Genomic DNA, 12,625 nt, shown 5'->3' with positions numbered 1-12,625 from the left:
CTCTGCCTAAGCTTTGCACGAATCATTTGCCTCACTCTTCCTATGAGCTTGAAACCACATATGGGCGGCGGCGGGGATTTTAAAGGGCGGAGAAGATAAAAATGTGACCTTTGTCACAATTACCCAGCAGCCTTTTCACGCCGATTAAGTTTAGAACAAAAGTTCACACTTCATTGTTAATGTTTTGTTAGAATCCTCTGGTAAATGTATTTTTCAGAGTGAGATGTGAGCAAAATGGTGAACAAACCCACCCCAGAAGAATTGAAAAATACCCTCAGTGAAATGCAGTTCTATGTCACGCAAAAACATGGCACAGAACCGCCGTTTACCGGGCGTCTGCTGCATAATAAGCGTGATGGCGTATACCATTGCCTGGTGTGCGATGCGGCGCTATTTCACTCCCAAAGTAAGTACGATTCTGGCTGCGGCTGGCCGAGCTTTTATGAGCCGGTAAGCGACACGGCAATCCGTTATCTCAACGATTATTCGCACGGAATGCAGCGTACAGAAATCCGTTGTGGGCAGTGTGATGCTCATCTGGGACATGTTTTTCCCGATGGCCCACAGCCAACGGGTGAGCGTTTTTGCGTCAATTCCGCTTCGTTAAACTTCACGGATGACGAAAATGGTGCCTCAACTAAGGGCTGAAAAAACGATTCAGCAAATTATTCCAGAGGAAAGGTACGGAACATGAATATTGAGCAAATGCTTGAGACGATGACGCCGGAAATTTACCAGCGTCTGGCCACTGCCGTTGAGCTGGGTAAATGGCCGGACGGCGTAGCGTTGACCAATGAACAAAAAGAGAACTGCTTACAGTTGGTGATGCTCTGGCAGTCGCGCCATAATAACGACGCCCAGCACATGACCATTGATACGCAGGGCCAGATGGTGATGAAAAGTAAGCAGCAGCTGAAGCAAGACTTCGGCATTGTGCCGGAACCTATCGCCACCTTTAAAACGCATTAAGCTGCGGCCCACGGTGTAGGCCGGATAGCACAGTAGCCTGATGGCGCTACGCTTATCAGGCCTACGGTGGGATGAATGTTTGTGTAGGCCGGATAAGGCAACGCCGCCATCCGGCAATTTCCCCAGTTTAGTGCTTAATCCCCAGCGAATCGGCTAACTGTTTCGCTAACTGATTATTATCGTCTGCGCCGTACTCCCAGAACATCGCGCCTGCCAGCCCTTTGCGTTTGATGTAATCGGCTTTAATGCTCACTGAGCGCGGGTTCTCGTATGACAACGCAAACAGCGGTTTGCCGTCCGACGACTGTACCGACAACCACGGCACTTTCGCTTGCTCATCCCAGTGCTCGGTAAACCGTTTTTGTGGATCGTTGAGCAATTTACTCACGATGTCGTTGTATTTCACGTAAGTATCTTTGCTTAAATCCACGCCCAGCGATTTAAACAACTCAACTTCGTGCGCCCCAAAATAAGGCTGGGTGACGGGATTTTTCTGTGCGTCCGGTTTGCTCCAGTCGATACCAGGCTCGACGGTGCGTTTCGGTACGCGGCCATAAAAGCCAATCCCCAGGTTCATTTGGCCTGGTTTTAACCCAGCGGCGAGATAGTTATTCACGACAAAATCGGCACTGTACTTATCGGCAGCGGCCACGGTTGGCCATTGGGTAGAGTCATAGAGATTCGAGTTAAAATATTGCGTCCCGTAAGCCATGTCGTAAGTCATCAGGTTGATATAGTCGAGCAGCGGCGCAATCGCCTTCACATCGACCCAGCTTTTCGGGCTTTCGGCATTAGCACCAACGGCGATGGTGACCAGTTTTTTATGATCAAACGCCGTGCGTAACTCTTTTAACAGCGCGGTGAAGTTATCTCTGTCTGCCGGTTGACTGGCCACCAGTCCCCACGCACCGTTAACCGGATATTCCCAGTCGAGATCAATACCATCAAGACCGTATTTTTCCACGACCTCCTGCGCGGAACGGATAAACACCGCCCGTGATTCTGGCGTTGCCGCCGCGCCGGAGAAGCCGCGAGCGCCCCAGCCGCCAACGGACAACAGCACTTTCAGGTTCGGATTCTGTTTACGCAACGTCGGGATTTTGGCTAAGTCAGACTGCACTTTTGGCGACAGCCAAATCTGGTGCAGTTGACTGGCGTCTTTCAACGCTTCGTTGGTTTCTTCTTTTTCGTCGTTAACGATAAGGCCAAACGAGTAGTTCAGGTGGGTAATCTGCCGTACGTCGAGCTTATCGATATTGCCGCCAGGCCCGGCGGTCACATCACCACCGCCATTGAAATAACCGACAGACATCAGGGAATTCGCGGAAACAACAGAGACGCAGAGCAGGGGCAATGCTGCCAGCAAAGGCAAAAGTTTCATACACGGTCCTCTTTGACATTAAAAAAGCAAACACGCCACGGAGATGGCGTGGCGAAAAAACAACCAGTTGAACATAGCATTACCGATGGGTGAAATCTGCGAGATAGTTCACGTGAAGAGAGGAAGATTGGCGGCTAACCCTCGGAAAAATGAGGGGAAATTATTGATTATGAAATTATTCGCCTGATCACCGTCAGGCGAATATGAGCGCTAACCCTGGATTTCCAGCCAATCGTCCAGGGTATATAACGTGGCCCCTTCGGCCGCCATTTCCATAAAGGCGTGGGCGCTATCCTGTGGCTGAATATTCACGCCACGGCAGCCATCGGTAATCACGTTCACCGCATAGCCTAATTGCAGCGCGTCGAGAACGGTGAACTTCACGCAGTAGTCGGTGGCGAGGCCTAACACAACCAGCTCATTGATCTCATGCGCGCGCAGCCACGCGTCCAGCCCGGTCTGCTGGCGGTGACCGTTGTCGAAAAAGGCGCTGTAGCTGTCGATATTCACGCTTTCGCCTTTATGGAACACGGCATCAATTTCCGCCACTGCCAGCAGCGGATGGAATGCCGCGCCGTCGCTGTTTTGTACGCAATGATCCGGCCAAAACGTCTGCGCTAAGCCATCGAGTTGCCCCTGGCTGTAGGGTTCAACACCATGCTGACTAGCGAAACTTCCGTGGTTAGCCGGGTGCCAGTCCTGGCTGGCAATCACTGCGTCCCCGCGTGATTTACAGGCGCGGATAAGTTGGTTTGCTACCTCCACGGTGCTGTCGCCTTCGGCAACAGCGAGCGCCCCGCCCGCACAAAAATCGTTTTGTAGATCAACCAATAACAATGCGCGTTGCGTCATGACTCTCTCCTTATTCGTCCGGCGTCAGCTCACCGCGCAGGTTCTGCTGCATCGCCTGGCGGATGGCGTCGGCGTCCAGCCCCTGGCTGAGTAGATAGTGCAGTTTGGTCAATGTGGCTTCTACGGTCATATCCGCGCCGCCAATTACGCCAGCCTGCGCCAGTGCGTTGCCAGTGGCGTAGCCGCCCATATTGACCTTCCCGGACATACATTGCGTCAGGTTGACCACCACAATGCCCCGGCTGCTGGCGTGCGCCAGCTCTTTGAGAAACTCACCGTTTTGCGGTGCATTACCGACACCGTATGAGCGCAGGATCAACGCTTTTACCGGCTGGCGCAGGAAGTTACGCACTACATCGGCGGAGATGCCCGGATAAATCGTCACCACGCCAATCGGCTGCGGGGTGATAGGGTGCACAAGAAGTTCTCCCTCGCCATGCGGCGCAGGCGGCGTACCCAAACGGCGAATGTGGATACCCGCTTCTAATAGCGGCTGGAGGTTAGGTGAAGCGAACGCATCAAAGCCATCGGCATGGGCTTTAGTGGTGCGGTTGCCGCGATACAGACGATTATTGAAGAACAGCGTCACTTCGTTAATCGGGTAGTTGGCGGCAACGTACAGTGAATTCAGCAGGTTAATCTGCCCGTCGGAACGCAGCTCCGCCAGCGGGATTTGCGAGCCGGTAACAATAACCGGTTTGCCGAGGTTTTCCAGCATAAACGACAACGCCGATGCGGTGAACGCCATGGTGTCAGTCCCGTGCAGAATCACAAAACCGTCGTATTCATCATAATGCGCCTGAATATCATCGGCGATATGCTGCCAGTCTTCCGGCGTCATGTCGGATGAGTCCATTAAGGGGGCGTATTCGTGAATCGTAAAGTCCGGCATTTCCGGGCGGTGGAACTCCGGCATCAGCGCTAACTGGCGCTGTAAATGGCCTGAAACCGGGATGTAGCCGTGCTCAGAGCGCTGCATCCCGATGGTTCCGCCGGTATAGGCGACGTAAATGGATTTTTTTTGCATGAGGTCGTCGAATGATTAATCTAAAGAAAATCCCCTCCGCCGAGGAGGGGATTGCGATTAGCGAATATTGGCGCAGGTCAGACAAATTGCATAGCGATTTTGTGGGTCGTTAAATACAGCCAGCTTATCGGTTTCGGCTTTCACTGCACTTGCCGCTGAGGCCAGCGGCGCAGGTAGGTAGGCCTGAATCGCCTGCGGCAGCGCGGCGCGTACCGAGCCAGACATGCTATTCATCACTAAATCAAAGAACGTCGGTTCGCTCTGATAATAATCGATATGCCACTGTTTCACTTTCGCCAGCTCAGCGGCTTTCGCCACCGCATCGTCGAAATCGCCGAGGCTATCGACCAGCCCGTTGGCTTTCGCATCTTCACCCGTCCACACATGGCCCTGGGCAATTTTGTCGATAGCTTCTGGGGTGCTGTTGCGCGACTGCGCCACCAGCGTGATAAAGCGTTTGTAACCGTTCTCGATGCTTAACTGCATCATCTGCTGAACTTCCGGCGGCAGCGTTTTGGTTAGCGCAACGTCAGCCAGCGGTGACGTCGCCACGCCATCGGTATGCACACCGATTGACCCCAGCGTATTTTCAACGGTATTGATAACCCCAAAAATACCGATCGAACCGGTGAGAGTGCTTGGGCTGGCAACAATGTAGTTGGCTGGCGTTGAAATCCAGTAACCACCGGATGCTGCCATCCCGCCCATAGAAACCACGACCGGTTTGCCCGCCGCTTTAGCCGCAGCCAGTTCTTCGCGGATAACTTCCGAAGCACTGACGCTACCACCAGGGCTGTTGACGCGTAGGACAATGGCTTTCACTTTCGGATCAAGACGCGCATCGCGAATCTGGGCTGCCGTGGTGTCACCGCCGACGTTACCTGGGGTTTCCTCACCGTCCATAATGGCACCGTTTGCAAACACTACGGCAATGCTCGCGCCGGTATCTGGCGGAGTTTTCACCACGTAATCATACATGCTGACTGCGCGATAGTTGTTGTCGGCTTTGCTCCAGCCAAACTGTTTGGTCAGCGCTTTTTCGATATCGGCGCTGGAGGCGAGGGCATCGACCAGCTTGTTATCGAGCGCATATTTCGCAGTGTCGCCGTCAGTTTTGCGCAGGCCATCCAGCAACCCTTGTGCGCCAGGGAATACTTGCTGCGCGGTAATCTGGCGGTTGGCGGCAATGGTGTTGAGATAGTTTTGCCACAGCTCGCCAATCCAGCGGCTGTCGGCTTCACGAGCTGCCTGTGACATATCATCGCGAAGAAACGGCTCTACCGCCGATTTATACGTCCCGACGCGGAAAACATGCGTTGAAACCTTCAGCTTGTCGAGCAGTGACTTGTAGTACAGGCCATTGGTCGCGAAACCGTGCAGGTCAACCACGCCCTGCGGCGACAGCCAAATTTTATTGGCGAAGCTGGCAAGATAGTATTGACCCTGGCTATAACTAGCGCCGACCGCGTAGACCGGTTTACCGCTGTCGCGGAATTCGCGCAGCGCTTTACCGATATACTGCATGGAAGGCTGATCGCCACCGGCGAAGTTTTTCAGATCCAACACAATACCGGTGATATTACGGTCATCTTTCGCCTGGCGAATTGTCTGCACAATATCAAACAGCGAGTTCTCTTGTAGCCTATCGGAGCTGGAGCCAAAAATCTGGCGACCAATCACCCCAAGTTTGCTGCTGGCAGACGGTTTATCTACCACGACGCCGCTGATATCCATCAACAATGCGCCTCGGCTGCTGTGTTCGCTGGTGCTGCTGCTAAGCTGCGCCCAGATACCGATCCCCACCAACACCAGTAAAATAAAGAACAGGTTTAATACCAATTCGCGGACGAGATTCAGTAATCGCCACGTCCATTTAAAAAATCCGCCAATGAAGCGCCATACGGTTCGCATGTATTCTCCCTGCTAAACGAAAAAAAGGTTCACCTACATGGTGAAACATCTGGCTATCCTAAATAGACCGTCGCCGCTTGTCAGCAGGAATCGCCTGCGGTGCTGTAACAAAATTCCTGTGCATGTTAATTTTATGAAAAATAACAGCAGAGGAGTTACTCAAATGGATGCACTCGACTTATTACTGAATCGCCGTAGCGCCTCCCGTCTGGCAGAACCCGCGCCCGCAGGCGATGCCCTGCAAAACATCCTGCGCGCCGGGATGCGCGCGCCAGACCACGGCACGCTGCAACCGTGGCAATTTATTATTGTAGAAGGTGATGGGCGCGAACGTTTTAGCCAATTGCTGGAGCAGGGCGCGAAAGCGGCTCAAAGTGATGAAAAAGCCGTTGAGAAAGCGCGTAACGCGCCATTCCGCGCGCCGCTGATTATCGCGGTCATTGCTAAATGCCAGGCGCACCCGAAAGTGCCGGTATGGGAGCAAGAAATGTCGGCAGGATGTGCGGTGATGGCGATGCAAATGGCGGCGGCAGCGCAAGGCTTTAACGGTATCTGGCGCAGTGGTGCACTGACCGAAAGCCCGATTGTGCGTGAAGGATTAGGCTGCGGCGAGTTGGATAAAATCGTCGGCTTCCTGTATTTGGGGACTCCGCAATTGAAAGCGTCAACCACCATCGCCGCCCCAGATACGGCTCCGTTCGTACGTTATCTCTGAAAAAACGCGATGATTGTCTGGATTATAGGCAACCGCTGCGTAATTCAGACACTCATACTTATCACCGCTGTGTTCTGGCGTTACCATACACAATCTACGTATATGCCAAAGCAATGACAGGAGTTGTCCATGAGCGAGCAGGCCATTCGTTTAACGCAGTACAGCCACGGAGCCGGTTGCGGTTGTAAAATTTCCCCGAAGGTGCTGGAGACCATCCTGCACAGCGAGCAGACGAAGTTTATCGACCCCAACCTGCTTGTCGGCAACGAAACTCGCGACGATGCCGCCGTTTACGACCTGGGTAATGGTACCTCGGTCATCAGCACCACCGATTTCTTTATGCCGATTGTCGATAATCCGTTCGACTTTGGTCGCATTGCGGCAACCAACGCCATCAGCGATATTTTCGCGATGGGCGGCAAACCGATTATGGCGATTGCGATCCTCGGTTGGCCTATCAACAAACTGGCCCCGGAAATTGCTCGTCAGGTGACCGAAGGCGGTCGCTTTGCGTGTAAACAAGCTGGTATCGCGCTGGCGGGTGGACATTCAATTGATGCACCAGAGCCGATTTTTGGCCTGGCGGTGACGGGTATTGTGCCAACCGAGCGCGTGAAGAAAAACAGCACCGCGCAGGCGGGTTGCAAGCTGTTCCTGACCAAACCGTTGGGGATTGGCGTGTTAACTACGGCGGAGAAAAAATCGCTGCTCAAGCCTGAACATCAAGGCCTGGCGACGGAAGTCATGTGCCAGATGAACCTCGTCGGTTCTGCTTTTGCCGATATCGAAGGGGTGAAAGCGATGACCGATGTTACCGGCTTTGGTCTGCTGGGCCACCTGAGCGAAATGTGCCAGGGCGCAGGCGTACAGGCGCAAATTGATTTCGCCGCCGTACCAAAACTGCCGGGCGTGGAAGAGTACATCGCTCAGGGTGCCGTACCGGGCGGTACAGAACGTAACTTTGCCAGCTACGGCCACCTGATGGGCGCAATGAACGACGCGCAACGCGCGCTGCTGTGTGACCCGCAAACCTCTGGCGGCCTGCTGCTGGCGGTCACGCCAGAAGCCGAAGACGCCGTTCAGGCTGCGGCGGCAGAGTTTGGTATCAAGCTGACCGCCATTGGTGAACTGGTTACCGCGCGCGGTGGCCGCCCGATGATCGAGCTGCGCTGATCCCATGCGCCTGTTCATCGCGGAAAAACCGAGCCTGGCACGCGCCATTGCTGACGTCCTGCCGAAGCCTCACCGCAAGGGCGACGGTTTTATTGAGTGTGGCAATGGCCAGGTGGTGACCTGGTGCATTGGTCACCTGCTGGAACAGGCGCAGCCGGATGCCTACGACAGCCGCTACGCGCGTTGGAGCTTACAGGATTTGCCGATTGTGCCGGAAAAATGGCAGCTCCAGCCTCGCCCGTCGGTCACTAAACAGCTCAATGTTATCAAGCGTTTTTTGCATGATGCCAGCGAAGTCATCCACGCCGGTGACCCGGACAGAGAAGGGCAACTGCTGGTGGATGAAGTGCTGGACTACCTGCAACTGTCGGCGGAAAAACGCCAGCAGGTGCAGCGCTGCTTGATTAACGACTTAAACCCGCAGGCGGTAGAGCGGGCAATTTCTCGCCTGCGCGCCAACAGTGAGTTTATTCCGCTGTGCGTGTCGGCGTTGGCGCGTGCGCGCGCAGACTGGCTGTACGGCATCAATATGACGCGCGCGTACACCATTCTGGGGCGCAATGCCGGTTATCAGGGAGTGCTCTCCGTTGGGCGCGTCCAGACGCCGGTGCTGGGGCTGGTGGTGCGTCGCGATGAAGAAATTGAAAACTTTGTCGCGAAAGACTTTTTCGAAGTAAAGGCGCATATCGTGACGCCAAAAGACGAGCGTTTTACCGCCGTCTGGCAGCCGAGCGAAGCCTGTGAACCGTATCAGGACGAAGAAGGGCGACTGTTGCACCGGTCGCTTGCCGAGCACGTGGTTAAGCGAATTAGCGGGCAGCCTGCTATCGTTACCGCCTATAACGACAAGCGCGATTCCGAACCCGCACCGCTGCCGTTTTCACTTTCCGCTCTGCAGATTGAGGCCGCTAAGCGCTTTGGTTTTAGCGCGCAAAACGTGCTGGATATCTGCCAGAAGCTGTATGAAACCCACAAACTAATCACTTATCCGCGTTCCGATAGCCGTTATCTGCCGGAGGAGCACTTCGCCGGGCGTCATGCGGTGCTGAATGCCATTGGCGTTCATGCCCCCGATCTCCTGCCGCAACCGGTGGTTAACCCGGATACCCGTAACCGCTGCTGGGACGACAAAAAAGTGGATGCGCACCATGCGATTATCCCGACCGCGCGCACCAGCAACGTGAATCTGAGTGAAAATGAGGCCAAGGTTTACACCCTCGTTGCCCGCCAGTATCTGATGCAGTTCTGCCCGGATGCGGTGTACCGCAAATGCCAGATTGATCTCGATATTGCCAATGGTAAGTTTGTCGCTAAAGCGCGTTTCCTTGCGGAAGCAGGCTGGCGCACGCTGCTGGGGGCGAAAGAGCGCGACGAAGAAAACGACGGCACACCGTTGCCGGTGGTGGCAAAAGCCGACGAACTCCTGTGTGAAAATGGGGAAGTGGTCGAGCGGCAAACTCAGCCGCCGCGCCATTTCACCGACGCAACGTTGTTATCGGCGATGACTGGAATAGCCCGTTTTGTGCAGGATAAAGATCTGAAAAAGATCCTCCGCGCGACCGATGGTTTAGGTACGGAAGCGACCCGCGCAGGGATTATCGAGCTGCTGTTTAAGCGCGGCTTCCTGACGAAAAAAGGGCGTTATATTCACTCGACCGACGCCGGAAAAGCGTTGATCCACTCGCTGCCTGAGATGGCCGCAAGGCCGGATATGACCGCGCATTGGGAATCGGTGTTGACGCAAATCAGCGAAAAACAGTGCCGTTATCAAGACTTTATGCAGCCGCTGGTGGGCACGTTGTTCCAATTGATTGATCAGGCCAAGTCTACGCCAGTCCGCCAGTTCCGTGGGCTGGTTGCCCCAAGCGGCGCGAAAAAAACGTTCAGCAAAGGCAAAGGCAAAAAACGAGCCGCCAGCCCCGCGCAGGATGCGCCGACCTGAACACCTGTCTTGCCCGATGGCGCTGTGCTTATCGGGCCTACGGCTTGGGAGATTATCTGAGGCGAGTAGGCCGGATAAGGCGCAAGCGCCGCCATCCGGCATTGTTTTGCCCGATGGCGCTGTGCTTATCGGGCCTACGGTTTGGGGAATTACCTGAGGCGAGTAGGCCGGATAAGGCGCGAGCGCCGCCATCCGGCATTGTTTTGCCCGATGGCGCTGTGCTTATCGGGCCTACGGTTTGGGGGATTACCTGAGGCGAGTAGGCCGGATAAGGCGCGAGCGCCGCCATCCGGCGTTGCTTTGCCCGATGGCGCTGTGCTTATCGGGCCTACGGTTTGGGGAATTACCTGAGGCGAGTAGGCCGGATAAGGCGCGAGCGCCGCCATCCGGCATTAAGTGCTGTTAAATAACGCCTTGCGCCAGCATGGCGTCGGCGACTTTGACGAAACCGGCAATGTTTGCGCCGCGAACATAGTTGGTTTGCTTGGCTTCACCGCCGTGCTCAACACAGGCGTGGTGAATATCCAGCATGATGTGATGCAAACGCGCGTCAACTTTCTCCGCTTTCCAGCTCAAACGTGCCGCGTTCTGCGCCATTTCCAGGCCAGAGGTTGCCACGCCACCGGCGTTCGCAGCTTTACCTGGTGCAAACAACACACCGGCTTCGAGGAACAGATCGGTCGCTTCAATGGTGGTTGGCATATTTGCGCCTTCCGCTACGGCCTTCACGCCGTTAGCAATCAACACGCGCGCAGCATCCACATCCAGCTCATTTTGCGTAGCGCACGGCAGGGCGATATCTACCGGAACGCTCCACGGCTGTTGGCCTTCGAGATACACTAAACCAAATTCACGCGCATAGTCGGCGACGCGGCCATCACGGCTGTCTTTGATTGCACACAGGCGCGCCAGCTTCTCTTTGGTGAAGCCCGCTTCATCAACCACCGTACCGCTGGAGTCAGACGCCGTAATGACGCGCGCGCCAAGTTCCATCGCTTTTTCGATAGCGTATTGCGCGACGTTACCGGAACCGGAAACCGCAACGCGCATCCCCTCAAAGCCCAGACCGTGGCGTTTTAGCATTGCCTCGGTGAAATACACCAGACCGTAGCCGGTGGCTTCCGGGCGAATCAGGCTGCCGCCGAACGATAACCCTTTGCCGGTAAACACGCAGGCGGTGTTGTTGGACAATTTTTTCATCATCCCCGCCATAAAGCCAACTTCACGCCCACCGACACCGATATCGCCCGCCGGAACGTCGGTATCGGAACCCAGGTGGCGATACAGCTCGGTCATCAACGCCTGGCAAAAACGCATCACTTCGCCTTCGCTCTTTCCTTTCGGGTCAAAGTCGCTGCCGCCTTTACCACCGCCCATCGGCAGGGTGGTCAGTGCGTTTTTGAAGGTCTGTTCAAAACCGAGGAATTTAAGAATAGAGAGGTTAACTGACGGGTGAAAACGCATACCGCCTTTAAACGGCCCGATTGCCGAGCTGAACTGAACGCGCCAGGCACGGTTGACCTGCACCTGATTACGGTCGTCTACCCACACGACGCGGAACTGAATAACACGCTCAGGCTCAACTAATCGTTCCAGCAACGAGAGCTGGCGATAGCGCGGGTTCTTTTCAAGGAACGGCCAGAGCGTTGTCATGACTTCGCGGACAGCCTGAGCAAATTCGGTCTGGTGTGGGTCGCGTTGTTGAACATGAGCCAGGAAATTTTCCAGAGAGCAAACCTGATCCATAAATATAAGTACCCCTTTATAGTTGCGGTTGTATGTATTTGTTATGGTTGTGTTTAGTAAATGCGTTTTTCGACTATATCACTACCCGGCGAACGGATGACAAGGAAAATCCGGACGCGGAATAAAATTAATACCGCAGGTAGGCTCATAACCAAATGTGATGTACTAAAAAAGTTAAGTTAGGCGTGGATTTGGTCGATAGTAGTAAGAGAGCTTTTTTCAGGAGAGATAACCATGAAAACGTTGTGGATAGCGGGCGCATTGGTACTGTTTTGCCACGCCGCGCAGGCCAGGCCGCAGGTTGAAGTTAATGTTCCGCCGGAGGTGTTTAGCAATAACACCAATAACCAGCGGACGCAGCCGTGCACACAATGCTGTATTTATGAGGATCAAAACTACAGCGAAGGGGCGGTCATTAAGACCGAAGGTATTTTGTTACAATGCCAGCGCGACGAACACACTATTGGCACGAACCCGCTCGTATGGCGTCGGGTAAAGCCATAAACGCCTCCAGCAACGGCACATCTGCAGGGGCGAGGGCATAGCTCAGGGCTTCCTGCGGGGTGCACCACACCAGCGCGCTGTGTTCGCGAGCGATAATCTCACCGTCAAAACGCGGCACGTACCACGCGTGTAAGTGAATGAGCCGCCCGGACACTTCACGCTGGTGGCTGGCGATATAACAGGCCGGATAGGCGTGAATCGCCAACTCCTCCTGAAGCTCCCGCACCAGCGCCTGTGGCTGGCTTTCGCCGGGTTCGACTTTACCGCCAGCAAATTCCCATAGCCCAGCTTGATCGGTATGAGCAGGGCGTTGGGCGAGCAGAATTTTGCCATTCTTTTCGATAATGGCGGCAACAACATCAATAGTTTTCAGCATAGCGGTCAAAGACTTGATAAATGGAATGC

The 12,625-nt window shown here is 54.6% G+C and carries 12 protein-coding genes; 6 read left to right on the top strand and 6 right to left on the bottom strand.

The window, feature by feature from the left end:
- The first annotated feature begins 234 nt into the window (after positions 1-234).
- Positions 235-648, top strand: coding sequence for a peptide-methionine (R)-S-oxide reductase MsrB (msrB, locus tag AC6I4B_RS13715; RefSeq protein WP_497772163.1), 414 nt, complete (start codon positions 235-237; stop codon positions 646-648).
- Between the two features lie 42 nt (positions 649-690).
- Positions 691-969 carry a YeaC family protein gene (locus tag AC6I4B_RS13710; protein WP_497765849.1) on the top strand — a complete coding sequence of 93 codons (279 nt, stop codon included), beginning with the start codon at positions 691-693 and terminating at the stop codon, positions 967-969.
- Positions 970-1,096: 127 nt separating this feature from the next.
- Here the strand turns inward: AC6I4B_RS13710 and chiD are convergent, their stop codons facing one another.
- From chiD to sppA, 4 genes are all read right to left on the bottom strand, one after another.
- A complete protein-coding gene (gene chiD, locus AC6I4B_RS13705; protein WP_497765847.1) occupies positions 1,097-2,350 on the bottom strand; it encodes a chitinase ChiD in 1,254 nt (417 codons plus the stop codon).
- Between the two features lie 210 nt (positions 2,351-2,560).
- Positions 2,561-3,202 (bottom strand): bifunctional nicotinamidase/pyrazinamidase, encoded by a 642-nt coding sequence (pncA, locus tag AC6I4B_RS13700; protein WP_497765846.1) that lies wholly within the window; start codon positions 3,200-3,202, stop codon positions 2,561-2,563.
- A 10-nt stretch (positions 3,203-3,212) separates the two neighbouring features.
- Positions 3,213-4,229: an asparaginase gene (ansA, locus tag AC6I4B_RS13695; protein WP_497765844.1), complete on the bottom strand. Its 1,017-nt coding sequence runs from the start codon at positions 4,227-4,229 to the stop codon at positions 3,213-3,215.
- A gap of 57 nt (positions 4,230-4,286) precedes the next feature.
- Positions 4,287-6,140 (bottom strand): signal peptide peptidase SppA, encoded by a 1,854-nt coding sequence (sppA, locus tag AC6I4B_RS13690; RefSeq protein WP_497765842.1) that lies wholly within the window; start codon positions 6,138-6,140, stop codon positions 4,287-4,289.
- A gap of 163 nt (positions 6,141-6,303) precedes the next feature.
- Between sppA and AC6I4B_RS13685 the strand changes: the two genes are divergently transcribed.
- The 3 genes from AC6I4B_RS13685 (at position 6,304) to AC6I4B_RS13675 (ending at position 9,970) form a co-directional block, all read left to right on the top strand.
- The gene (locus AC6I4B_RS13685; protein ID WP_497765841.1) at positions 6,304-6,855 is read left to right on the top strand and encodes an NAD(P)H nitroreductase; all 552 of its coding nucleotides are present in this window, start codon (positions 6,304-6,306) and stop codon (positions 6,853-6,855) included.
- 129 nt (positions 6,856-6,984) lie between these two features.
- Complete coding sequence (gene selD / locus AC6I4B_RS13680) at positions 6,985-8,028, top strand: selenide, water dikinase SelD (RefSeq protein ID WP_497765839.1); 1,044 nt, start codon at positions 6,985-6,987, stop codon at positions 8,026-8,028.
- A gap of 4 nt (positions 8,029-8,032) precedes the next feature.
- Positions 8,033-9,970 (top strand): DNA topoisomerase III, encoded by a 1,938-nt coding sequence (locus AC6I4B_RS13675; RefSeq protein ID WP_497765838.1) that lies wholly within the window; start codon positions 8,033-8,035, stop codon positions 9,968-9,970.
- A 402-nt stretch (positions 9,971-10,372) separates the two neighbouring features.
- Here the strand turns inward: AC6I4B_RS13675 and gdhA are convergent, their stop codons facing one another.
- On the bottom strand, positions 10,373-11,716 hold the full coding sequence (gene gdhA / locus AC6I4B_RS13670; RefSeq protein WP_497765836.1) for an NADP-specific glutamate dehydrogenase: 1,344 nt from the start codon (positions 11,714-11,716) through the stop codon (positions 10,373-10,375).
- 234 nt (positions 11,717-11,950) lie between these two features.
- On the opposite strand from gdhA, the gene AC6I4B_RS13665 reads away from it, so the two are divergent.
- Positions 11,951-12,220 carry a YnjH family protein gene (locus AC6I4B_RS13665; protein ID WP_497765834.1) on the top strand — a complete coding sequence of 90 codons (270 nt, stop codon included), beginning with the start codon at positions 11,951-11,953 and terminating at the stop codon, positions 12,218-12,220.
- Here the strand turns inward: AC6I4B_RS13665 and AC6I4B_RS13660 are convergent.
- The gene (locus tag AC6I4B_RS13660; RefSeq protein ID WP_497765833.1) at positions 12,177-12,596 is read right to left on the bottom strand and encodes a pyrimidine (deoxy)nucleoside triphosphate diphosphatase; all 420 of its coding nucleotides are present in this window, start codon (positions 12,594-12,596) and stop codon (positions 12,177-12,179) included. The two genes, AC6I4B_RS13665 and AC6I4B_RS13660, sit on opposite strands and share 44 nt — an antisense overlap.
- Positions 12,597-12,625: the final 29 nt, after the last annotated feature.

It is taken from the genome of Kluyvera fluvialis, from assembly GCF_059725275.1.
This window is presented reverse-complemented; position numbering and strand designations above follow the sequence as displayed.

What these genes read in the sequence shown, in the direction of transcription:
- msrB (WP_497772163.1), top strand. Translation starts at nt 235, where the DNA reads ATGGTGAACAAACCCACCCCAGAAGAATTGAAAAATACCCTCAGTGAA.
- AC6I4B_RS13710 (WP_497765849.1), top strand. Translation starts at nt 691, where the DNA reads ATGAATATTGAGCAAATGCTTGAGACGATGACGCCGGAAATTTACCAG.
- chiD (WP_497765847.1), bottom strand. Translation starts at nt 2,350, where the DNA reads ATGAAACTTTTGCCTTTGCTGGCAGCATTGCCCCTGCTCTGCGTCTCT.
- pncA (WP_497765846.1), bottom strand. Translation starts at nt 3,202, where the DNA reads ATGACGCAACGCGCATTGTTATTGGTTGATCTACAAAACGATTTTTGT.
- ansA (WP_497765844.1), bottom strand. Translation starts at nt 4,229, where the DNA reads ATGCAAAAAAAATCCATTTACGTCGCCTATACCGGCGGAACCATCGGG.
- sppA (WP_497765842.1), bottom strand. Translation starts at nt 6,140, where the DNA reads ATGCGAACCGTATGGCGCTTCATTGGCGGATTTTTTAAATGGACGTGG.
- AC6I4B_RS13685 (WP_497765841.1), top strand. Translation starts at nt 6,304, where the DNA reads ATGGATGCACTCGACTTATTACTGAATCGCCGTAGCGCCTCCCGTCTG.
- selD (WP_497765839.1), top strand. Translation starts at nt 6,985, where the DNA reads ATGAGCGAGCAGGCCATTCGTTTAACGCAGTACAGCCACGGAGCCGGT.
- AC6I4B_RS13675 (WP_497765838.1), top strand. Translation starts at nt 8,033, where the DNA reads ATGCGCCTGTTCATCGCGGAAAAACCGAGCCTGGCACGCGCCATTGCT.
- gdhA (WP_497765836.1), bottom strand. Translation starts at nt 11,716, where the DNA reads ATGGATCAGGTTTGCTCTCTGGAAAATTTCCTGGCTCATGTTCAACAA.
- AC6I4B_RS13665 (WP_497765834.1), top strand. Translation starts at nt 11,951, where the DNA reads ATGAAAACGTTGTGGATAGCGGGCGCATTGGTACTGTTTTGCCACGCC.
- AC6I4B_RS13660 (WP_497765833.1), bottom strand. Translation starts at nt 12,596, where the DNA reads ATGCTGAAAACTATTGATGTTGTTGCCGCCATTATCGAAAAGAATGGC.